This window comes from Rhizobium sp. G187, assembly GCF_051549525.1.
In the GTDB taxonomy this organism is placed as follows: Bacteria; Pseudomonadota; Alphaproteobacteria; order Rhizobiales; family Rhizobiaceae; genus Allorhizobium.
On sequence record NZ_JBPUGM010000001.1, the window covers coordinates 338986 to 360458 of the forward strand.

Sequence of the window (21473 nt, forward strand, 5' to 3'; positions counted from 1 at the left end):
CATCCGGCCCCTATTCCGGATTTCGTTAAACTCCTAATTTTCTCAGCGACTGAGGTAAAGGGCCTGTCATCCAGAGGCTGCGGGCTGTTTGCTGTTTTCTGTACCTTAGAGGCCGATTGCGATGTTCGGCTTGGTCAGCATCAGCCAAAGGATGGCCATGACAGAGAGGAAGGCCGGGAAACCACAGGCGAACCAGATCCGGAAAAGCCTCACATAGCGCGGCGGGAGCGCTGTGCCGGAAGCCGCAGCTTGACGGGCGAGATCGCGCAGCTGGATCTGGATCCAGACGACCGGCAGCCAAAAGAGGCCGACGACGACATAAAAGATGAGCGATAGGAAGACCCAGCCCGAGGTGAGGTCCCAGCCGATTTCATGGGCGAGCCATGCCCCGGTGATCGGCTGGAGGATCGCCGCGGTCGCCGTGAATACCGTATCGGCAATCACCACGGTGCCGGCGACATGGGCGATATGGGATGGGTTTCCCGTGCGATGGGCCATCAGCATGAAGAAGGCGATGCCAGCGCCGGTGCCGAAAAGCACGGTTGCGCCGATGACGTGGACGAAGCGGAGGATTTCTTCGAGCATCTCTCAGCGCTCCTCCAACACGGCGAGTGTCGCAACGGCCAGCAGGATGGAGGGAAAGACCTTGACGAGGGGCCCGAGCGGATCGAGCCAAAGCGCGGGCTCGATGAGCGTGCCGCCGAGGAGGTAAGACAGCGAGACGAGGATCATGCCTTGCAGGGCGCGCCTTGCCCAGGGTTGGACGAGGATGGCAAGTCCGAGCGCGATGTCGAGCAGCGAGGTGAGGATGGTGACGGCAAGGGCGGGTGTCTGCGGGAGGCTGGAGCCGAAGCGGAGCGATGTCTGGACGGGATCAAAGAGAGGCACCACGCCGGAGGTAATCCAGAAGAGGGAAACCGTCAGGATCATGAGCGGCTTCAGAAGATAGAGCCTGGCGAACCAGAGGTCCTGAACGGCTGCCGGCTCTGACGAGAGCCTGACGATCGGGTCCGGTGCCCAGCGTGTCGGCACATCCGGTGCCGGTGCCACGCCAATGCCGCTGATACGGGTCGCGGTGCTGCGCAGCGGAGAGCGCCAGCCGAGACGTCCGGCCATGTCCGCGAGCCACGACAGCGGGCGCGTCAGGCGTGTTGGTATGTTGACAACCGGTGCCTCGGGCAGGCCTAGCCAGCCACGGTAGAAGCGCGCCATCTCCTTGAGCGTTCGTGTTGGCTGACCGGCCACCACAAGATCCGAGCCATCATCCAGTCGCCCCTCCACGGCATCGACGACGGCCTTGGCGACGTCGGTAACGTGGACGGCGTTCAGGCTGGTTTCCCCGTCGACCAAGGGCAGGATGCCGGGACAGGAGGCTATGGCACGCAGGAGCGCTGTACCGCCATAGGCATTGCGGCCAACCACTACCGTCGGGCGCAGGATGACATGCGGCAGGCCGGACGCTTTCAGCGCGCGGTCGGCTTCCAGCTTGGTTTCCATGAAGCGCGTGCCCGCGGTGGCAAGATTTGCAGGTGCCGATATCTGGACGATCAGCGGCTTTATCGGCAGCGTATTTGCGGCAGCCTGAAGGGCCAGCATGGCCTCTGTCTGTACGGCTGCGAGATCATCGCGCAATCCATCCTGCAGGGCGCCGGCGCAATTGATCACCGCAGTCACACTCTTGAGCAGCGGAAGCCAGCTGGCGGCGTCACGCAGAGATTTGAGGTCGCGAGCTTGCCAATCCGCCTTGGGGAAGGCTGCCTTCGGGAAACGCGCCTTGACCTGGCGGATATCGCGGCCAAGGCCGATGGTCTGGTGTCCAGCCGACTGAAGGGACAGCACAACTTCCTGGCCGATAAAGCCGGTCGCGCCGAGAACGAGGATTGTCATTGCGGGGAATTCCAGTCTTGCGCGTGTCGGATCAAAGCATCGCCAACGGCTGTTTGGCTTGAGGTGGTGGGAATGCCAGGTCGAGCCTTTCCCAGTCTTCGTCGGATATGTCCAGATCGACAGCCTCGCGATTTTCCTGCAGGCGTTGCAGATTGGAAGTCTTCGGAATGGGCATGACGCCATCGCGTTCCAGCAGGAAAGCAAGCGCCACCTGGGCAGGCGTGGCCTGATAGGCCTTGGCGATATGGATGAGTTCGGGGTGATCGAGGATCCGGCCCTGCTCGATTGGCGAATAGGCCATGACAGGCATACCCCGCTGCTGGCACCAGGGAAGAAGATCGAATTCCACGCCCCGGCGAGAGAGGTTGTACAGGACCTGGTTTGTAGCGCAGTTCGATCCGCCCGGCACAGAAACCAGTTCCTCCATGTCTTCGACATCGAAATTCGAAACACCCCAGGCGCGGATCTGCCCGTCTGCCTTCAACGCTTCCAGGGCCGCAACCGTGTCTGCGAGCGGATGTTCGCCCCGCCAGTGCAGGAGGTAGAGGTCGAGATAGTCGGTCTTCAACCTGTCCAGGCTGTTGTGGCAGGCCTTGATCGTTCCGTCGAAGCTCGCATTCCAGGGCAGGACTTTGGACACAAGGAAGGCGTCCTGACGTCGATCCCTGAGGGCCTCGCCGACGATCCGCTCGGCGCCGCCGTCCCCATACATTTCGGCCGTGTCGATGACACCAATGCCGAGATCGAGCGCACGGCGCACGGCCGCGACCTCGGCCTTGGCGTCAACCTGCTGCTCTCCCATCATCCATGTGCCGCAGCCAAGTGCCGGAACTGTCTTGCCGTCCGGAAACGTAACGGTCGGGATCGCATCATGCATGGCAAGCTCCTCGGCGTGGTTGCGGTTCGAGGATAACGACCACTGATGTCGAGGCAAGCCAAAGCTTCGCGTCCCATGCGGTGCAATCTGTCACGAAGACAACAATGCCACTGGCGCCCGGCGACAGGTCAGCTACGGTACCGCAAAATCTGTGGGAGACTGCATCCATGTCGGCGGATACCATGCTGGCCCTCGTTCTTTTCGCCTTCACCACCTCGATTACGCCGGGACCGAACAACATGATGCTGTTCGCCTCCGGCGTGAATTTCGGTTTCCGTCGGACCATTCCCCACATGGTCGGGATCGGCGCAGGCTTTCTGTCGCTGCTGCTTGGGGTTGGCCTCGGGCTGGGCGCGGTGCTTGCTGCCTATCCACCAGCTTTTATCGGCCTCAAGATTGCCGGCGGTGCCTATCTTCTCTGGATTGCCTGGAAGATCGGTTCGTCGCGCCAGATGAGCGACGGTGAGGCAAAGGCCGAACCGATGTCCTTCTTCGGTGCTGCAGCCTTCCAATGGGTCAACCCGAAAGCCTGGGTGATGGCGGTGACCGCCATGGCTGTCTATCCGAATCCGGAGCAATATGCTTTGACAGTGGCTATCGTTGCCCTTGTCTTTGCCGCTGTTAATCTTCCGAGCGTGTCGACCTGGGCGGGCTTCGGCTCGGTTCTGAGAGACTGGCTGTCCGTGCCGGTGCGGTTGAAATGGTTCAACATCACCATGGCGGTTTTGCTGGTCCTCAGCCTCTGGCCCATGCTGAAATAGGAGCTTCTCATGTCAGGCCATCATCATGACCATGATCACGATCACGATCATCACCATGACAACCACTATTCCGATATGCAGGCCCGGGTGAGGGCGCTTGAAACCCTGCTGACGGAAAAGGGGCTGATCGATCCGGCGGCCATTGACGCGATCGTGGACACCTATGAGACCAAGGTCGGGCCGCGCAATGGCGCACGAGTTGTGGCCAAGGCGTGGAGCGACCCCAATTTTGCCGACTGGCTGAAGCGTGATGCGACCGCCGCAATTGCAAGTCTGGGTTATACGGGTCGGCAGGGCGAGCATATGCGTGCCGTATTCAATACGCCCGAGACTCATAATCTCGTCGTCTGCACGCTCTGCTCCTGTTACCCGTGGTCGGTGCTTGGCCTGCCGCCGGTCTGGTACAAGGCGCCTGCCTATCGGTCTCGCGCCGTCATCGATCCGCGCGGCGTGCTGGCCGAGTTCGGTACGCATCTGCCGGATAACATGGGGGTGCGCGTCTGGGATTCGACGGCGGAGCTGCGCTATCTCGTCATCCCCATGCGACCCGATGGCACCGAGGACCTTGATGAGGACCAACTTGCTGCACTCGTGACGCGCGACGCCATGATTGGGACCGGGCTTGCACTGTCGCCGGAGGTGAGGTGATGAACGGCCCCCATGATCTTGGCGGTCAGATGGGCTTTGGTCCGGTCGCCCCCGAGGTGGACGAGCCCTGGTTTCATGCCGAGTGGGAAAAGCGGGCACTCGGGATTACGTTGTCGTGTGGCGCTTTCGGCGCCTGGACGATCGACGAAAGCCGGCATGCGCGCGAGAGCATTCCGCCCGCTGCCTATCTGTCTGCAAGTTATTACGAAGTGTGGATACGCGGTGTCGAAATGCTGCTTGAGCGGCACGGTTTCGTCTCGGCGGAGGAGCTGGCCACAGGCCAGAGCCGTATGGATGGGCGCGAACCGAAGCGTGTCCTGAAGGCCGACATGGTGGCTGGCGTGCTGGCACGTGGTGGACCGTGCGATCGTGTTGTGGAGACCGCACCTCGGTTTGCCGTTGGAGATCACGTGCGGACGAAGAATTTCCATCCGACCGGTCACACGCGACTGCCGCGTTACGCGCGGGCGAAGTTGGGAATCGTTGAGGCCGTGCAGGGCGGTTTTGTCTTTCCGGATGACAATGCCCATGCGCGGGGTGAAAACCCGGAATGGGTTTACACCGTTGTCTTCACAGCGCCTGAAATCTGGGGCGAGGGGGCGGATCCGAGGCTGACCGTCTCGATCGATGCCTGGGAGAGCTATCTTGAACGCGTGTGACACGATATCGGATCTTGTCCTGTTGCCGGGATTGCCGCAGTCGCCGGAGGGCATCCCCACCTTTGCCGAGCCGTGGCAGGCGCAAGCCTTTGCGATGACAGTTCATCTTCACGAGCGGGGCGTGTTCACCTGGGCTGAATGGGCACAAGCGCTTTCGGTGGAGGTCCATAAACCCGCGCGGGCCGCGGATGGCTCCGATTATTTCGAAGCGTGGGTCGCGGCTCTGGCAGGTCTTCTGGAGCAGAAAGGCGTGGCGGAGCGGGACACTGTCGAGGCTTTGGCCGAAAGCTGGAAGAGGGCGGCGGAAGCGACGCCGCATGGGCAGCCGATCGAACTTGCCAACGATCCGCTGCGGGTCTGATGTCCTTGATTTGTTCTGGTTTCGGCGGCTTTTGCCTTGCAAGTCGCCCACGAATCCGCGCATGACCTATGGATGCAATTTGCCCCGCAACAAGATGAGGCTCTCAAGGCCGTTTCCAAGTGGTTGAAAGACGGAAAGACTCCGGTCTTCCGCCTGTTCGGCTATGCGGGCACCGGCAAGACGACGCTTGCCAAGCATTTCGCCGAACATGTCGACGGCGAGGTGCTGTTTGCAGCCTTTACCGGCAAAGCCGCGCAGGTGCTTCGGTCACGCGGTGCCTCCAATGCCAAGACCATTCATTCGCTGATCTATCGTCCGCGCGGAGAAGAGGCCGTCGAGGACGAAGATACTGGCAAGACATCGATTGCGCCGATGTTCTCGATCAACCGCCAGAGCCCGGTTGCCAAGGCGGCGCTGATCGTGATTGACGAATGCTCGATGGTCGACGAGCAACTGGGACGGGATTTGATGAGTTTCGGGACGCCGATCCTGGTGCTCGGCGATCCGGGGCAGCTTCCGCCGGTATCCGGTGGCGGTTTCTTCACCGATCAGGAGCCGGACTATCTGCTGACCGACATCCACCGTCAGGCACGAGACAATCCGATCATCCAACTCGCGATGCATATCCGCGAGGGCAAGGAGATCATGCATGGAGACTATGGCACGACAGCGCGGGTGATCTCGAAAAACGAGGTGACGCAGGAGCTGGTGTTAAACGCTGATCAGGTTCTGGTTGGAACCAATAAGACACGGCGGCGCTACAATATGCGCCTGCGCGAGTTGAAGGGGTTCACGGCCGAATACCCCCAAGCCGGCGATAAGCTGGTCTGCCTGCGCAACGATCAGGTGAAGGGGCTTTTGAACGGCTCCCTCTGGCAGGTTATGACGTCGTCGCGCGAGACGGTAAAGCCGGGCATCAATCTTCTGATCAAGCCGGAAGACGACGATATGGATCGGGGTGCGGCGAAGATCAAACTTCTCAAAGCTGCCTTCGAGGAAATCGACACGGAGATCCCGTGGTCGACGCGCAAACGTTACGATGAGTTTGACTATGGGTATGCCCTGACCGTCCACAAGGCACAGGGCTCGCAGTGGAATGACGTCGTGCTTTTTGATGAGAGCTGGGCTTTTCGCGACACCCGCGAGCGCTGGCTTTATACCGCTGTAACGCGCGCGGCGGAGACGCTCACCATCGTCCGGTGAGCGCCAAGTTTTCTGCTTGATTTAGGGCTTGTTGCCCATGGCGCTCAGGGTTGCCATCAGGGCCATGGTGTCCTTGCCGGAAGCTGAGGCGATTTCCGAGAGAGGTTTGGTCGCATCGGCGGCGGTGAAGCCGCTGTCCTTCAGTGCTGTGACGACCTCGGATTCGGATTTGCCGAGCAGAGGTGCGACCTGACCAGGCGTGCCTGCGGCGACGACGTTGATCATGGCGAAGGCGGGATTTCCGCCGGCACCGCTGGCCGAGCCCGTGATCGCCGGCCAAGCGAAAACCAGACCGGCGACGAGACAGAGAGCCAGTGAAAGGGACATCGGCAAGCGCTTGAAATAGCTGAGGAACGGGCGCCAGTTCTTCCAGATGTGCAGCAGGAAGGGCAGGATCAGCACCATGCTAAGCCATTCGTGCATCTCCCGGAAGGCTGTGGTCCCGAAGTGAAAGAACAGCGCAATGCCTGAGATCAGGGAAACGAGAAAGAGGCCCGTGGTGAGTGGGGTCGCGTAGCGAGAGAGAAGTGAGGACATGAGAAGCACCTGAAATATTGCAACACGTGCCTTCTAGTCGCAGCAACGCGCCACGTCCCGTTACATTTCCTCCATTTTTGACAGGTGGCAAAAGCAGTCGCGCAGCGCTGGTTTCCACGTCTTTCTGCAACCTGCCGGACCGCTGCCGGCTGGCTGTTGGAGGCAATCGCTTTCAGTTCGCCACAAGCCCGAGCAGGACAGCCTTGGCGACGGCCTGAAAGCGGTTTTGTGCCCCGATCTTTGAGATCACATGCCGTTCAATCTCTTCGGTTTCGTCGAACTTCAAGTCGAGTTTCCGAGCGATGCGTGTTGTGGTGAAGCCTTCTGCCATCAGATGCAGGCAGGTCAGTTCCGCTTCGCTGAGGTTGGATGTAGCGCGGATGGCTGCTGGTTGATTGTCGTCCTCCCCCTGGACCAGAAGCGAGTTGATCTGTTGAAGTTGCCGGTGGACGGTCGACAGATGGGCGGTCAATTCCCTTCGCCGAGCGGACAGAGCCTCTTCAAACATCTCATTGGCTTGGGTGACGGAACTTGCAGTTGCCAGCGACTCAAACAGATCCTGGATGACGGAAATCGGCATTCCGATTTCACGGCAGGCATTTATCAGCGCCATTCTCAGCACGTCACGGCGGCGGTATATCCGCATCAAGCCGATCCGTGATGCCTCTATCAGGCCCTTCTCTTCGTAAAAATGCAGCGTGCGATGTGTGACGCCGAAATATTCGGCCATGTCTGCGATGGCCACCGGTTCGGCCGGGGCATCCAGAGGCAGTGTAATCTCCGGCAGGAAAATATCGTCAGTCGACGGATCTGCCTGCTTTCCAACCTTTTTCAGTGGTTTTGCCCCGTTCATCTTGCCCCTCCCCAATAGGCCCTATTCGTCATCGTCCTCTTCGTCGTCGTATAATCTGACATGATGCTCCTCCGATCCGCCGTTCAGGGATTCGCTTCATGGTTAAGGGTACACATATATAAGAGATCGGTAAAATAAATTCGTGAATGAGGGTGTTGAGCGGATTTAGTTGGCCATGCAGGATAGTGTAATCAGGCGGGGTATTTCGGTAATTAGCTCCTTGCTTGCGCGCATGCCGGACCAGCGCTGCTGATGGCGTCGCGCCTGCTGGAAAGCGTCATCTGTCTGTTCGAGCTTATAGCGGTAGGTCGCTTCTAGGCAGAGCATCAGTCCGCTTGAGAGGCCCCGTTTGTTGCAGAACCGGTACACATGGCCGGGGATGGTCAGGTTCGTGCTTGCAAACTGATTTGCGGCCATGGCCAGCACCAGATTGTCCTCCGTTATGTCAATCGACATGCGAGAGCTTGGAACCTCCATGTTGCTCGCCGTGTGGCGCAGCCAGACGCTGAGGCGGTCTGATGCATCATCGGTCACTTCGATATGCAGTTCGAACTGCAATGCGGCCGACCCAGTCTGATCTCGGCCTTGCCGCTCTGCCTGGCGACCATTCAGCGCAACGGCCCAGTGACTCTCGGTGCCCAAAGCCTGCAGGAAGATGCCAGCCCGACGGTCAGAGCGCTGAGCATTGACGACCGTGATGTTGGGAAGGTCGGCAATGGTTGTGCTGTGTGAGGTGAACGCCGGCATGCTTGACGACATCGGGATGGCGACGGCTGACAGGGGCTGTGCCTCTTTGTCCCAGTTCGTATCGAGTGTATCCTCGTAGACTGGAACATAACCACCAAGCGGTATGCGGATGCGCAAGGTCTCGTTGCGTCCCTCATCGGCGTAGAACTGGTTCAGCAGTTTGCGCAATTTGCCTGCGTGGACGCGCACAAGCGGGTCAGTGCCTGGATCGAAGCCCTCGTCACGGCTGAAGACGTCGATCCCGATCGTGTAGCCTTTGAGCTGATGCGCGAGGCCCAATTGTTCCATTTCGACGACGAACTTCAGGAAGGAGCGTAAGCGTTCGGAGCGTGCAAATGTCCGGCTGGCCAACACGTGGCGCAAGGCTTCCGCAACCCTGGTCTGTTCGATCCTGGCTGTGTTGGTCATTCCTGTCCCGTTCGTTTCGGTTCATTCCGAGCGTCGCGCATGCGCGATTGTGCGATTTGTCACAATTGTTAACTGAGTAGCGGATGGGCAGGGCTCGTCAATACCCTAAAGTCTAGGAGGTTGGTCTTCCTCGCCACCCATCAAAGTCTTCAATCGTATGATTTGCGATTCTCGTTGGTCTTCGTCGGTGCGATGTCCTACAGATGCTGCGTGTAACGCTTCATTCTTTCATGCAGGACAGTCAGTCGATCATGCCGACCCAGCTCTCCGTCAATCTCAATGCCATCGCCATGCTCCGCAACCGGCGTGACCTTCCCTGGCCCAACGTGGCCGATCTCGGGCGCGTGGCGCTGGAGGCCGGCGCCAGTGGTCTGACCGTGCATCCGCGGCCCGACCAGAGGCATATTCGATTTAGCGATTTGCCGGTGTTGCGTGCGCTGATCGACGACCTTTTTCCGCAGGCCGAATTCAACATCGAGGGCTATCCGAGTGAGGATTTCCTCAGTCTCTGCGAAGAGATCGAGCCGGAACAGGTAACCCTCGTACCCGACGATCCATCCCAGGCGACGTCCGATCACGGTTGGGATCTATCGCTCCATCAGGCCGAGCTTGCGCGTGTCGTGGCGCGACTGCGGGCAAAAGGTATGCGGGTTTCGCTGTTCGTCGATGGGGATGGCCGGCCGGAGGCCATGGCGCTCGCCAAGGCCACCGGTGCTGAGCGTGTCGAGCTGTATACGGGGCCTTACGGCGGTTGCTTCGATGATCCTCAGGCAGCGTCTCGCGAGGTGGAGCGTCTCGGTCTGACTGCTGATGCTGCGCTTGCGCTTGGGCTTGGCGTCAATGCGGGGCATGATCTGACGGTTGCCAACCTGCCGGCACTGGTCAAGAGAATTCCGGAGCTGGCGGAGGTCTCCATCGGCCATGGTCTGACGGCCGATGCGTTGCAATACGGCATGGCCGAAACCGTCAGACGGTTCCGGCGTGCCTGTGGCCAGGTTGTGTGAGGCAGGGCTCAGGCCGCGCGTATGGCGGCTTTGCCGGCCAGCGAAAAGGTTACCGCCGCCGCGGCGTGGATGGCGGTGGAATCGAATCCCGGTAACGGCAGTTGCTCTGGATTGAGGATGAGGCAGATTTCTGTGCAGCCGAGGATCACGCTATCTGCGCCTTTGGCTTTCGCGCTTGCGACGATCTCCAGGAGCGCTTCGCGTGAGGCCGGACGGATCTCTCCGGCGCAGAGCTCATTGAAGATGATGTCGTGTGTGGTTGTGCGACCATCGGCATCCGGTACCATGATTTCGATGCCGTGACGGCGCATGCGCTCGGCGTAAAAGCCGTGCTCCATCGTGTAGCGGGTGGCAAGAAGGAGAGGTCGATTTGCGCCGTGCGCTCTCAGGGATGCCGCTGTTTCGTCGATTATGTTGATCAGGGGCACGGAAAGCCGGCCCTCAACTGCATCTGCGACCAGATGCATCGTGTTGGTGCAGATGAGAACGCAGGAGGCGCCGGCCCGTTCCAGCCCTGCTGCGGCTGTTGCAAGGCGATTTGCGGCATCGGCCCAGCGTCCGGCCTTCTGCAGACCAACAATCTCTTCGAAATTCACGGAATGCATGATGACCTCGGCAGAAGAGAGTCCGCCGAGCTGCGCGCGGACAGCTTCATTGATGAGGCGGTAGTAGACCGCTGAACTCTCGAAACTCATCCCACCGATCAGGCCAATCATCCGCATCTTTGTCTCCCATCTCTTGAATGTCCTGATGATGCCCGAGGCTCCGCGCGATCAGGATGCATTGTGAAGTCAGATTTCGATCCTTGTCGCGTCGTTACAGCGACGATATTAGTGTTTGGCGCTGAATTTTTGCGCGCTTACTGTGACTCGCGGGAGAGATGAGCGTGATTGATGAAAGAGACAGGAAGATTCTGGATATGCTGCAAAGGGATGCAGGTGTCGGCGTCGCGGACATTGCCGATAGGGTCTCACTTTCGGTCTCCGCCTGTTCTCGGCGAATTCAGAAGCTTGAGGAGCAGGGCTATATCACCCGGCGCATCGTTGTCCTGGACCGAGAGAAGACGGGTGTTCCAACCACCGTCTATGCCCTGATAAAGACGGCGCATCATGCGGATGAATGGATCGAGGAATTCCGGCGTGCAGTCGGTGACATATCGGAGATCGTTGAGGCGCACCGTTTGACGGGGCATTACGATTATATTCTGAAGATCGTCCTGCCGCGGGTGGAGCACTATGATGTCGTTTACCGGCGCCTTGTAAAACGCGTCGAGCTCTTTGATGTCTCTGCGTCCATCTCGATGGAGACGCTGAAGAATGGCCTGACCATTCCAGTCGACTATGCAATCTAGGTGATTGCTTGCATGAAAAATTGGCCCCGGGGCCGAAGCCCCGGAGCCTCACGTCGCCCGAGGAGGTCAGGAGGCGTTGGAGATGGTGCGGTTGACGAGGGTCACCGACTTGTCGGCGTTGACCTTGTAGACTTCGCGAACGTCACGGCCGTCACCGTTGGAGAAGGTGTGGAAGAAGGTCGAGCCGGCCGGTGCCAGTTCGAGCTGGACGTTGGCGTTGTCATAGGTGATCGAGCCCGGGATCGGCTGGACGTTTGCGTAAGCAGCCGAACCGGCAGCGAGGGCGATCAGGGCGGCGGAAAGAATGGTCTTCATGATGGTAACTCCTATCGGGTTTTGTGTGGCGGCCTGGGCGCCTGGCGCCCGGCCGGCCTTCGTGAGGTGCCTTGGGAGGCGTATTGATTAAGAAGCGTTGGAGATGGTGCGGCTGACGAGATCCAGCGACTTGTCGGCGTTGACCTTGTAGACTTCGCGAACGTCACGGCCGTCACCGTTGGAGAAGGTGTGGAATACGGTCGAGCCTACCGGCGACTGCTGCAGCTGGGCGCCAGCATTGTCGTAGGTGATCGAGCCTGGAACCGGCATGGTACCAGCGAAAGTGGCCGAACCGGCAGCAACAGCGATCAGGGCGGCGGAAAGAATGGTCTTCATGATGGTAACTCCTATCGGGTTTTGTGCGGCGGCCTGGGCGCATGGCGCCCGGCCAGCCTTCGTGAGGTGCCTTGGGAGGCGTGTTGATTAAGAAGCGTTGGAGATGGTGCGGTTGACGAGGGTCACCGACCTGTCGGCGTTGACCTTGTAGACTTCGCGAACGTCACGGCCGTCACCGTTGGAGAAGGTGTGGAAGAAGGTCGAGCCGGCCGGTGCCAGTTCGAGCTGGACGTTGGCGTTGTCATAGGTGATCGAGCCCGGGATCGGCTGGACGTTTGCGTAAGCAGCCGAACCGGCAGCGAGGGCGATCAGGGCAGCGGAAAGAATGGTCTTCATGGTGGTAACTCCTATCGGGTTTTGTGTGGCGGCCTGGGCGCCTGGCGCCCGGCCGGCCTTCGTGAGGTGCCTTGGGAGGCGTATTGATTAAGAAGCGTTGGAGATGGTGCGGTTGACGAGGGTCACCGACTTGTCGGCGTTGACCTTGTAGACTTCGCGAACGTCACGGCCGTCACCGTTGGAGAAGGTGTGGAAGAAGGTCGAGCCGACCGGTGCCTGTTCAAGATGAACGTTGGCGTTGTCATAGGTGATCGAGCCCGGGATCGGCTGGACATTTGCATAAGCAGCCGAACCGGCAGCGAGGGCGATCAGGGCGGCGGAAAGAATGGTCTTCATGGTGGTAACTCCTATCGGGTTTTGTGTGGCGGCCTGGGCGCCTGGCGCCCGGCCGGCCTTCGTGAGGTGCCTTGGGAGGCTTGTTGATTAAGAAGCGTTGGAGATCGTGCGGTTGACGAGGGTCACCGACTTGTCGGCGTTGACCTTGTAGACTTCGCGAACGTCACGGCCGTCACCGTTGGAGAAAGTGTGGAAGAAGGTCGAGCCGACCGGTGCCTGTTCAAGATGAACGTTGGCGTTGTTGTAGGTGATCGAGCCCGGGATCGGCTGGACATTTGCGTAGGCAGCCGAACCGGCAGCGAGAGCGATCAGGGCGGCGGAAAGAATGGTCTTCATGGTGTAACTCCTAGTCATGGTCGCGAGACTTGATTCTTGTCCCGCATAGGTTGTGTTTGTGCCGACACCCTTTCAGAGCGGAGATCGGCGTTTTGGCGACGGGTTGGTCGATAATGAAGCTCGTCCTCTTGCTGTTTCGATCGTGGTGACCATCTCTAATCACTGCGGTCGGACTTGGCCGGGCGAGTTCCACACGACGTCTCGTCTGGTGAACCTCAAGTCGAACTGTTCGGTTCGATGAGCTGGATGTGGCCCATCCGATTTCGTTTTTCAATACCGAATTGCGCACAATCGAACTGATTGGTTCGGTGAAAATACTCGGTACCATGATGGGTACTTGAAATTATTATGATGCAAAAACAGGCGTTTGCGCTAAAAAATGAGCGTCATTTTGCTGTCGTATATAACTGTTATTTTTTATCTCAATCAACCTTTTGTGACTGAGGGTGATCCTGGAATTCGGCCTGAATCGGCATTTGCCGTAGGTGAGTGAGCCGGATCTGGCTGGTTGATGCTCCAGATTCTTGCGCGAACCCCTTGACCTCTGCGCTTGAGCATCCGATAAGAGGCGCGAACCGTACCGTACGGTACATGGAGGCCCCTGTGTCGAGCGACAACAGCCAAGCATCAGAATTTTCCCCACGCCAGAGCGCCGTGCTGGCGGAAGCCTTGCGTCTCCTGGTCGAGGGGGGAGACAAGGCAGTCACGACTGCCGGTCTGGCGCGGGCCGCCAATTGCTCGAAGGAGAGCCTCTACAAATGGTTCGGTGATCGCGACGGTCTCTTGTCGGCCATGATCTCCTATCAGGCGAGCAAGGTCCGCACCGTGGAGCGGGCAGGAGAGCGTCTGACGGTCGCAACCCTTGCCGAACATCTCGAGGTATTTGCCCGCGACCTTTTGGAGGTGCTGGCCGGCGACGTGTCGCTTGCCTTGAATCGTCTTGCTATCGGCCAGTCGAGTCGTGATGGCTCCAAGCTCGGTACATTGCTGCTGGAGCGTGGCCGTCGGCAGATCGACCGGCGTGCGCGGGCGCTGCTGGATGCCGGGCAGCGGGACGGTCTCCTGCGCTTCGGTGACGGCGAGGAAGCCTACCGTACACTCTATGGTCTGATCGTCACGGATCTGCATGTGCGTCTGCTTTTGGGCGATGCACCGCAACCTCAGAAATTCGGTGCCCGCGCAGCGAAGGCAGTTTCTGCCTTCCTGACCTTATTCGGCACTGATCGCGTCCTGGCGGATCTGGATGGGGCGTCTCGTCCCGGTCAGCCGCTGAGCAACATTCACCACAACTGACAATCCTAGGGAAGGACACTACCATGCGCGTTTATTATGATCGTGATGCCGACTTGAACCTGATCAAGTCCAAGAAGGTTGCCATCATCGGCTACGGTTCGCAGGGCCGCGCCCATGCGTTGAACCTGAAGGACTCTGGCGCCCAGAACCTTGTCATCGCCCTCAAGGCCGGTTCGCCGACCGTCAAGAAGGCCGAAGCCGACGGCTTTAAGGTCATGACCGTTGCCGAGGCTGCGGCCTGGGCCGACCTGATGATGATGGCGACGCCTGACGAGTTGCAGGCCGACATCTACAAGGCCGACATTGCCGGCAACATTCGTGACGGTGCCGCCATCGCGTTCGCACACGGCCTTAACGTTCATTTCGGCCTGATCGAGCCGAAGTCGACCGTCGACGTCGTCATGATTGCGCCGAAGGGCCCGGGCCACACGGTTCGCGGCGAATACCAGAAGGGCGGCGGCGTACCGTGCCTCGTTGCCATCCATCACAATGCCTCGGGTAATGCGCTGGATCTCGCTCTCTCCTACGCCTGTGGCGTTGGTGGCGGCCGTTCGGGCATCATCGAAACCTCGTTCAAGGAAGAGTGCGAAACCGACCTCTTCGGCGAACAGGTCGTTCTCTGCGGCGGTCTGGTCGAGCTGATCCGCGCCGGCTTCGAGACGCTGGTCGAAGGCGGCTACGCGCCTGAAATGGCCTATTTCGAATGCCTGCACGAAGTGAAGCTGATCGTCGACCTGATCTATGAAGGCGGCATCGCCAACATGAACTACTCGATCTCGAACACGGCCGAGTGGGGCGAATACGTCACCGGTCCGCGCATCATCACGGCTGAAACCAAGGCTGAAATGAAGCGCGTCCTGCACGACATCCAGACCGGCAAGTTCACCTCGGACTGGATGCAGGAATACCGCGCAGGTGCCGCCCGCTTCAAGGGTATCCGCCGCATGAACGACGCTCACCAGATCGAAGAAGTCGGCGCCAAGCTGCGCGGCATGATGCCGTGGATCGGCAAGAACAAGCTGGTCGACAAGGCTCGCAACTGATTTTTTTCGCATTTGATGAAGGGGCCGGGGAGGAAACTCTCCGGCCCTTTTTCCTTGTCGAATCCGGGCAAACGGGTGTCTCGATCGATCTAGATCATGATAGGTCAGTATTGTTGACCTATCGACTGTTTCGTGTTCATCTGGGGCTAACGAGAAACATTGAGGAAACCCCATGCTGGACTGGAATGAAGTTTTCGCCACCCGCTCGTCGCGGATGCGGGCGTCAGAGATCCGCGAGCTTCTGAAGTTGCTCGACAGGCCGGACATCATCTCCTTTGCCGGCGGCATTCCCGATCCTGCACTATTTCCGACGGACGCATTTCAGCAGGCCTATGCGGAGATATTTGCCGGCGGCCAGTCGACCGCTGCGCTGCAATATTCGGTTTCGGAGGGGTATATGCCGCTTCGACAATGGTTGTGCGATGAGATGGGTCGGCTTGGGATCGATTGCGGCGTTGACAACATCTTCATCACATCGGGCTCGCAGCAGGCTCTGGACTATCTTGGCAAGCTTTTTCTGTCTCCCGGCGATACGGCGCTGGTCACATGGCCCACCTATCTTGGCGCCCTGCAGGCCTTCAATGCCTATGAGCCGGCCTATGACCAACTCAGTTTCGGCAACCGGACGCCGGAGAGCTATCGTGCAGCGGCGGAAGCGGCGGGTGGCCGGGTAAAGTTCGCCTATCTGTCGTCTGATTTTTCCAACCCGACGGGTGAGACAGTATCGCCTGAAGAGCGGCAACAGGTTCTGTCTCTTGCAACCGAACTTGATATCCCGGTCATTGAAGATGCTGCTTATCAGCATCTGCGCTATGACGGCACCAGTATGCGGTCGATCCTTGCACTCGATATCGAGAGGACCGGGTCGATCGAGGCGACGCGCACCATCTATTGTGGCAGTTTCTCAAAGACGCTGGCGCCGGGTCTGCGCGTGGGCTTCGTGGTGGCCGCGACGCCGGTCATCCGCAAGCTTGTCCTGATGAAGCAGGCCGCCGATCTCCATTCCTCATCGATTAACCAGATGGCGGTCGCGACGGTTGCCGAGCGGCACTTTCCAGCCCAGGTCGAGAAGATCAGGTCAATATATTCAGCGCGCCGTGATGCAATGCTGGCAGCACTTGCTGTTCATATGCCCCCTGGTACTTCCTGGACACGACCGGATGGCGGCATGTTCATCTGGGTCACCTTGCCGGCGGGCATGGATGGAGCCACCCTGCTTGCACGGTCGATCGAGACGGAGAAGGTGGCCTTCGTGCCGGGGCAAGCCTTCTTTGCCGACAAGTCCGGTGCAAACACCTTGCGCCTGTCTTTTTCCTGCGCCAGCGAGGAGATGATCGCCGAAGGTATATTGCGGCTTGGACGCCTCATCGCCGAGGCAAGCCGCAAGGCAGCCTGAGGACGCAAGTGTGCCACGCTTGCGGGGGCATTCCAGGCGTGGTTCATTGCAAGCGGCCGCTGCGTCCGGTGGCCGTTGTCATGCAAGGCCGAGATGACCGTCCGTATCGCCACTTTCAATATCGAAAACCTGATCACCCGTTTCGATTTTTCCGGCTATCGCAACCAGTTGCGCACCGATCGGGTGATGACGCTTTTCGACATCAAAACTGAAGCTATCTATCAGCAGCTGGAAGCGGCGCGCGTCATTGCGGCCGCCGATGATAACCGGCAGATGTCGGCGTTGGCGATTGCTGATACCGACGCAGATATCCTGTGCCTCCAGGAAGTCGACAGCATGGAGGCTCTGCAGGCGTTCGAATATGGCTATCTGTTTCGCATGGTCGGGTCCGGCTATCGTCAAAAATACCTGGTCGAGGGCAATGATAGCCGAGGGATTGATGTTGCTGTCTTGATGCGCGAGGAAACCCGGCATGGCGAGAAGATCGAACTCAAGGATGTCAGAAGCCATGCGGCCCTTACCTATCATGATCTCGGGCTTTACACCGAGGCGCTTGGTCCCGGCTTGCGTCCCGAAGACCGGATCTTCAAGCGGGACTGTCTCGAACTTGATCTGCGCATCGGGGGACGGGCGCTCAGACTTTATGTCGTTCATTTCAAGTCGATGACCGGCGGACGGGGGGATGTGGACGGACGCTCGGCCACAATGCCTGTGCGTGAGGCTGAGGTGAGGGCGGTTCGCCACATCATTGAAAACCAGTTCGGGGACCGATGCGACCAGCAGAACTTTGTCATCTGCGGCGATATGAACGACTATCAGGAACGGGTCGACGTGATTGGTGACCGGCGTCGCGGGTTTCGTTATGAAGTGCGTGCGGGATTGGAGAGTGCACTCGATATCTTCGCGCAGGACGGCTTTGCCGAAAACGTCATGCGCCGACGCGATGCTCTTGATCGCTGGACGCTTTATCATGCGCGAGGTCCGCAGGAGCAGCATCTTTGCCAGTTAGACTATATCTGGCTCTCGTCTGCATTGGCGGCTGCCAATCCGGTAGCAGTGCCCGAGATCATCCGGAGTGGGCAGCCTTTCCGCACGCCTTTCCCGCCCGGCCAGGAAGTCGAGCGATACCCGCGGACAGGATGGGATCGCCCCAAGGCATCGGACCACTGCCCGGTGGTCCTCAGTTTCGACCTGCCATGAGAGCGCGATGACTTCGGCAAACATCATAGGTCTTCCCGAGGACGGCCGGGTCGTCGAGATTTCTGGCTACACGCTCTCGGTCGAAGATGGCATGCATCCGCTGGATCTGGAATACGCGGCAGCAATCGCCGCCCATTGGGAGATAGAGCGCGGGGCGAATCCGGCCCTCTTCAACGGTCCTGTCGTCCTGCAGCGCGCGATCAACTGTCGCGACGGCTGGATTTCAGCAGTCGGGCACGTCTCGAGCTTTGCAACCTTTCTGTGGTGGCGCCAGCGACCGATGCTGGCGGGTGCCAGTCATGTTTTCGGCTATCCGGTGATTGCCTCTTCCGACGGCGCACTGATTGCTGTCAGGATGGCGGCACATACCGCGAATGCAGGTCAGGTTTATTTCGCGGCGGGTTCGTTCGACCTCGCTGATATCATCGATGGGCGTTGCGATCTTATCGGCAACATGCACCGTGAAGTGTCGGAGGAGACAGGCCTTGATCTCTCGGATGCCGCAACCGACGGCCGCATCTTTGCCAGTTACCGCATGAGCAAGCTCGCCTTGCTCCAAATCTTCCGGTTTGAGCTCACCGCGGACGAAATCCTCGCTCGGATCGAGCGTTTTATTGGTTCCGGTCATGACGAGATTGACGGTGCCGTCGCCATATTTGATCCCACGCCTTCAGCGCACCGATACAATCCAGCGATGTTGCCGATTCTGCGCTGGTATTTCGCCGCAGACTGAACCGCTCATTGCCTTTTTTCCACCGTGATTGCCATCACGTACCGGTGTTCACCCATCGTCGCGGGGCATGTATCGGTGCAGCGTGCCGCAATTGCGCCTCACATGTTCAGTCGGGCGGCGTCTAATCACATTTCGGCCGTGAAGTCTCCGCAAACCCATTCGTAGATTTGGCGCGGCTAATACTTGCCGCAGTCTCGCCGCGTTCCGCCGCGCAAAACGCCGCATTTTCCCGTCTCTCCCGCCTTCTTGGTGCCTCGCTTTCCCTGAAATGCGACCAAACCATGGCTCGATTGTGAGTATAGATTGCGTTCGCAATGTATTGTTGTGTGACGCGAGCCAACAGCAAATCACAAGTTTATTGAACTGACGTAACGTGAGCCGTAGTAAATCCATGCTTGTTAAGGGGCTGGTAACCAAATTAACTGGAGCAGTCAGTTGAAGAAAATGATTTTCTCTGTGGCACTTGTCGCCACTACTCTGCTTGGAGGGGTCTCTTCAGAGGCTCTGGCCGGCCGAGGTGACCGCGGTGGCCATGATCGCGGCGGCAGCGATCACGGTGGTCGTGATGGTGGCGGTCATGATCGTGGTGGCCATGATCGCGACAGTAGCGGTCGCGGTGGTCACGATCGTGGCGGCAAAGACAAGGGTTCGCAGGGCTCTTCCAAATCTTCGTCCAAGTCCAATTCCCATTCCGGATCCTCCAAGTCCTGGTCGGGCTCGAATGGCGGCTCCAAGTCCGGCTCTAAGTCCGGCTCTGGCTCATTCTCCAATTCCTGGTCTGGCGGCGTGTCCAAGGACATGGACAAGGGCCACGGCAGGGACAAAGACAAGGACAAGGGTAAAGGCAAGGATCGCAACAGGCACGGTCATAAGACGGTGTCGCTCGACATCAACAAGCCGTGGACCAACGGTCCGTCGCATGGGTTCGATCCGCACTGTGGCAAGCCACCAGGCGGTCATCAGCCTCCGGCAGGGCCGACCCCGCCAGGCCCCTCAGTCCCGACGCCGCAGCCTCCCGTGACGGACAATAAGCCGCCGGTGACAACGCCTCCGGTGACTACGCCGACAGTGCCAACAACGCCTCCGGTGACAACGCCTCCGGTTACGGCGACCCCGGTCAAGATGCCGCCGCGTCCGGATCGGGATCCCCAGTCGGTTGACCTCTCTGGTCGCCCGAATGTCCTTTGCCGTCTGCCTTTCCCCTGGGCGCAGAACCATTGCGACAAAAAGGTGCGTGGCGAGGCCTCAGCCGTCATCCGTTAAATCACGTCTCATCTTCCGAGACGGGGGACGCCGTTCGTAGCAGTCCGCCCTCGCGCACGGCACAACCTCCCAGAAGGCCCGGACCGCCTCCGGGCCTTCGTTATTTTTGACCTGCTTTGAGGTTCTCCCGCTTGCTTGCCTTGCTCGTTCGTGTCGGGCAGTGTTGAACCTCAAGCGAGTTGTTTCGGAGATACCTGTGGCAAGAAACTATGCGATCTATGACGTCTTCACCGACCGGAAGCTTGCCGGCAATCCGCTGGGCGTGATCTTCGACGGGGAGGGATTGTCTGATGAGGCGATGCAGGCCGTCGCCAGTGAATTGAACCTGTCCGAAACGGTTTTTGTTCAGCCGGCCGATCACCCTTTGCATACGGCTCGCATCCGCATCTTTACGCCGGCAAGGGAATTGCCTTTTGCCGGGCATCCGACTGTTGGGACCGCAGTCGCGCTCGCCGAACGGTCGCACGATCTTGGAACAAATGGCCCGCTCGATCTGGTCTCTGTGCTTGAAGAGCAGGTGGGTCCGGTCCGCTGTGCGGTCAAGCTGCGCAAGGGGGAGGCTGGCTTCGCCGAATTTACCCTGCCGCGCAATTCGTCCCAGCATGATTTTGCGCTCGACAGGCAGGCCATTGCCGATGCCTTGTCCTTGAATACCACGAAGGTCGGGTTTGAAAACCATGTGCCGTCCGTGTGGAGCGCCGGTGTGCCTTTCCTCTTGGTGCCTGTGCATGACCTCGCCACCATGGCCGCACTCGAATTCGATCCAGGCCTCTGGGAGCGCATGGCGCCGATGTGCGATGGGCATCTGACATCGGCCTATGTCTATTGCCGGGGCGGCGTCCATCATTCAGCCCGGTTCCATGCCCGCATGTTCAGCGCCGATATGGGGATCTCGGAGGACCCGGCGACTGGCTCTGCCGTCGCTGCGCTCTCTGGCGCAATCCATCAGTTTGACGGCTTGCCGAATGGTCACCACGCATTGCTCATCGAACAGGGAATCGAAATGGGCCGACCCTCGCATATTCATTTGCATATTGATGTTGAGGACGATCAGATCGCGAGAGCGCGGATCGGCGGGCAGGCGGTACGCATCGCGAGCGGAATCCTCGATCTTTGAAAAGCCCGGAAATGGTGGCCTCGATTTCTTTTTTGACCGTTTGACAAAGATTTTTTGACTGGGCGCTAGACAAGCAGGAATATCCTGTTTATACGCCCGGTCACGCCACCGGAAACGGCGGCGGACGTACCGGAAGCCGGTGCAGGCGGGTGATTAGCTCAGTTGGTAGAGCAGCTGACTCTTAATCAGCGGGTCGTAGGTTCGAGCCCTACATCACCCACCATTTTCTCCATGCGATCATAATTTCAGAGTCTTCGCAATTGCCGAGCTCTCGGCATAGAGGACTGATGGCACAGTTTGGCTGGCCAATCTGGCTACGCATCTCCGCTCAATTTCACCGACCGTATTCTCATGGCGGCGGCGTGACTGCCGTCTGACTGAAACTCGGGGTGGGGCGGGCTGCGGTCGTACGCTTCGTTTGCCCTGGCTCGCGATGAGTATTCCGCCTCCAAGCATACAGATATCTGATGGTG

Annotated in this window: 26 protein-coding genes and 1 tRNA gene; 15 read left to right on the plus strand and 12 right to left on the minus strand. The window is 59.2% G+C overall.

Translation table 11 applies throughout. The annotated features are described in order from the left end of the window. Positions 1 to 105 precede the first annotated feature (105 nt). Genes ACSV9I_RS01545 through ACSV9I_RS01555 form a run of 3 tightly spaced genes read right to left on the minus strand, consistent with a single transcriptional unit; the run spans position 106 to position 2764 of the window. On the minus strand, positions 106 to 585 hold the full coding sequence (locus ACSV9I_RS01545) for a DUF2269 family protein (protein ID WP_438326699.1): 480 nt from the start codon (positions 583 to 585) through the stop codon (positions 106 to 108). A 3-nt stretch (positions 586 to 588) separates the two neighbouring features. After that, positions 589 to 1887 carry an SDR family oxidoreductase gene (locus ACSV9I_RS01550; RefSeq protein ID WP_438326700.1) on the minus strand — a complete coding sequence of 433 codons (1299 nt, stop codon included), beginning with the start codon at positions 1885 to 1887 and terminating at the stop codon, positions 589 to 591. Positions 1888 to 1918: 31 nt separating this feature from the next. Further along, complete coding sequence (locus ACSV9I_RS01555) at positions 1919 to 2764, minus strand: aldo/keto reductase (RefSeq protein WP_438326702.1); 846 nt, start codon at positions 2762 to 2764, stop codon at positions 1919 to 1921. Positions 2765 to 2931: 167 nt separating this feature from the next. On the opposite strand from ACSV9I_RS01555, the gene ACSV9I_RS01560 reads away from it, so the two are divergent. The 5 genes from ACSV9I_RS01560 to ACSV9I_RS01580 all read left to right on the plus strand — a co-directional run bounded on the left by ACSV9I_RS01560 (position 2932) and on the right by ACSV9I_RS01580 (position 6396). After that, on the plus strand, positions 2932 to 3525 hold the full coding sequence (locus tag ACSV9I_RS01560; RefSeq protein ID WP_438326704.1) for a LysE family translocator: 594 nt from the start codon (positions 2932 to 2934) through the stop codon (positions 3523 to 3525). A 9-nt stretch (positions 3526 to 3534) separates the two neighbouring features. Beyond that, positions 3535 to 4173, plus strand: a complete 639-nt coding sequence (gene nthA / locus ACSV9I_RS01565; RefSeq protein ID WP_054159445.1) for a nitrile hydratase subunit alpha — start codon at positions 3535 to 3537, stop codon at positions 4171 to 4173. Then, positions 4173 to 4832, plus strand: a complete 660-nt coding sequence (gene nthB / locus ACSV9I_RS01570) for a nitrile hydratase subunit beta (RefSeq protein WP_054159444.1) — start codon at positions 4173 to 4175, stop codon at positions 4830 to 4832. The genes nthA and nthB overlap by 1 nt, the downstream gene beginning before the upstream one ends. Further along, positions 4819 to 5193 (plus strand): nitrile hydratase accessory protein, encoded by a 375-nt coding sequence (locus ACSV9I_RS01575; RefSeq protein WP_438326706.1) that lies wholly within the window; start codon positions 4819 to 4821, stop codon positions 5191 to 5193. The genes nthB and ACSV9I_RS01575 overlap by 14 nt, the downstream gene beginning before the upstream one ends. Positions 5194 to 5265: 72 nt before the next feature. Next, positions 5266 to 6396, plus strand: a complete 1131-nt coding sequence (locus ACSV9I_RS01580) for an ATP-dependent DNA helicase (protein WP_054159442.1) — start codon at positions 5266 to 5268, stop codon at positions 6394 to 6396. 21 nt (positions 6397 to 6417) lie between these two features. Here the strand turns inward: ACSV9I_RS01580 and ACSV9I_RS01585 are convergent, their stop codons facing one another. The 3 genes from ACSV9I_RS01585 to ACSV9I_RS01595 all read right to left on the minus strand — a co-directional run bounded on the left by ACSV9I_RS01585 (position 6418) and on the right by ACSV9I_RS01595 (position 8941). Beyond that, positions 6418 to 6933, minus strand: coding sequence for a DUF4405 domain-containing protein (locus ACSV9I_RS01585; protein WP_438326708.1), 516 nt, complete (start codon positions 6931 to 6933; stop codon positions 6418 to 6420). A 172-nt stretch (positions 6934 to 7105) separates the two neighbouring features. After that, complete coding sequence (locus ACSV9I_RS01590; protein ID WP_438326709.1) at positions 7106 to 7786, minus strand: MerR family transcriptional regulator; 681 nt, start codon at positions 7784 to 7786, stop codon at positions 7106 to 7108. A 165-nt stretch (positions 7787 to 7951) separates the two neighbouring features. Then, positions 7952 to 8941: a hypothetical protein gene (locus tag ACSV9I_RS01595; RefSeq protein WP_438326710.1), complete on the minus strand. Its 990-nt coding sequence runs from the start codon at positions 8939 to 8941 to the stop codon at positions 7952 to 7954. 251 nt (positions 8942 to 9192) lie between these two features. Between ACSV9I_RS01595 and ACSV9I_RS01600 the strand changes: the two genes are divergently transcribed. Next, entirely contained in the window at positions 9193 to 9945 is a 753-nt protein-coding gene (locus ACSV9I_RS01600) for a pyridoxine 5'-phosphate synthase (protein ID WP_438327658.1), read from the plus strand. Between the two features lie 8 nt (positions 9946 to 9953). Here ACSV9I_RS01600 and ACSV9I_RS01605 read toward each other — a convergent pair whose 3' ends face one another. Continuing rightward, entirely contained in the window at positions 9954 to 10667 is a 714-nt protein-coding gene (locus ACSV9I_RS01605) for an aspartate/glutamate racemase family protein (RefSeq protein WP_438326712.1), read from the minus strand. A gap of 164 nt (positions 10668 to 10831) precedes the next feature. Here ACSV9I_RS01605 and ACSV9I_RS01610 point away from each other — a divergent pair, with 164 nt between their 5' ends. Next, the gene (locus tag ACSV9I_RS01610) at positions 10832 to 11296 is read left to right on the plus strand and encodes an Lrp/AsnC family transcriptional regulator (RefSeq protein ID WP_438326713.1); all 465 of its coding nucleotides are present in this window, start codon (positions 10832 to 10834) and stop codon (positions 11294 to 11296) included. Between the two features lie 66 nt (positions 11297 to 11362). On the opposite strand, the gene ACSV9I_RS01615 is transcribed toward ACSV9I_RS01610, so the two are convergent. From ACSV9I_RS01615 to ACSV9I_RS01635, 5 genes are all read right to left on the minus strand, one after another. Beyond that, entirely contained in the window at positions 11363 to 11611 is a 249-nt protein-coding gene (locus tag ACSV9I_RS01615) for a hypothetical protein (RefSeq protein WP_438326715.1), read from the minus strand. Positions 11612 to 11698: 87 nt separating this feature from the next. Continuing rightward, positions 11699 to 11947, minus strand: coding sequence for a hypothetical protein (locus tag ACSV9I_RS01620; protein ID WP_438326717.1), 249 nt, complete (start codon positions 11945 to 11947; stop codon positions 11699 to 11701). Between the two features lie 87 nt (positions 11948 to 12034). Beyond that, complete coding sequence (locus ACSV9I_RS01625) at positions 12035 to 12283, minus strand: hypothetical protein (protein WP_438326719.1); 249 nt, start codon at positions 12281 to 12283, stop codon at positions 12035 to 12037. A gap of 87 nt (positions 12284 to 12370) precedes the next feature. Then, positions 12371 to 12619, minus strand: coding sequence for a hypothetical protein (locus tag ACSV9I_RS01630; protein WP_438326720.1), 249 nt, complete (start codon positions 12617 to 12619; stop codon positions 12371 to 12373). A gap of 87 nt (positions 12620 to 12706) precedes the next feature. Beyond that, positions 12707 to 12955 (minus strand): hypothetical protein, encoded by a 249-nt coding sequence (locus ACSV9I_RS01635; RefSeq protein WP_438326722.1) that lies wholly within the window; start codon positions 12953 to 12955, stop codon positions 12707 to 12709. Positions 12956 to 13546: 591 nt separating this feature from the next. Here ACSV9I_RS01635 and ACSV9I_RS01640 point away from each other — a divergent pair. The 8 genes from ACSV9I_RS01640 to ACSV9I_RS01675 all read left to right on the plus strand — a co-directional run bounded on the left by ACSV9I_RS01640 (position 13547) and on the right by ACSV9I_RS01675 (position 21223). Continuing rightward, positions 13547 to 14248, plus strand: a complete 702-nt coding sequence (locus tag ACSV9I_RS01640) for a TetR/AcrR family transcriptional regulator (protein WP_156318449.1) — start codon at positions 13547 to 13549, stop codon at positions 14246 to 14248. Between the two features lie 23 nt (positions 14249 to 14271). Continuing rightward, positions 14272 to 15291, plus strand: coding sequence for a ketol-acid reductoisomerase (gene ilvC, locus ACSV9I_RS01645; protein ID WP_054156525.1), 1020 nt, complete (start codon positions 14272 to 14274; stop codon positions 15289 to 15291). A 172-nt stretch (positions 15292 to 15463) separates the two neighbouring features. Further along, positions 15464 to 16687: a PLP-dependent aminotransferase family protein gene (locus ACSV9I_RS01650; protein ID WP_438326725.1), complete on the plus strand. Its 1224-nt coding sequence runs from the start codon at positions 15464 to 15466 to the stop codon at positions 16685 to 16687. 93 nt (positions 16688 to 16780) lie between these two features. Further along, positions 16781 to 17887 (plus strand): endonuclease/exonuclease/phosphatase family protein, encoded by a 1107-nt coding sequence (locus ACSV9I_RS01655; protein WP_438326727.1) that lies wholly within the window; start codon positions 16781 to 16783, stop codon positions 17885 to 17887. A gap of 7 nt (positions 17888 to 17894) precedes the next feature. Beyond that, positions 17895 to 18620: an NUDIX hydrolase gene (locus ACSV9I_RS01660; RefSeq protein ID WP_438326729.1), complete on the plus strand. Its 726-nt coding sequence runs from the start codon at positions 17895 to 17897 to the stop codon at positions 18618 to 18620. 435 nt (positions 18621 to 19055) lie between these two features. After that, a complete protein-coding gene (locus ACSV9I_RS01665) occupies positions 19056 to 19883 on the plus strand; it encodes a hypothetical protein (protein WP_438326731.1) in 828 nt (275 codons plus the stop codon). Positions 19884 to 20079: 196 nt separating this feature from the next. Further along, complete coding sequence (locus tag ACSV9I_RS01670; RefSeq protein WP_438326733.1) at positions 20080 to 21000, plus strand: PhzF family phenazine biosynthesis protein; 921 nt, start codon at positions 20080 to 20082, stop codon at positions 20998 to 21000. A 147-nt stretch (positions 21001 to 21147) separates the two neighbouring features. Further along, positions 21148 to 21223 (plus strand) — tRNA-Lys (locus ACSV9I_RS01675). The last annotated feature ends 250 nt before the right edge of the window (positions 21224 to 21473 follow it).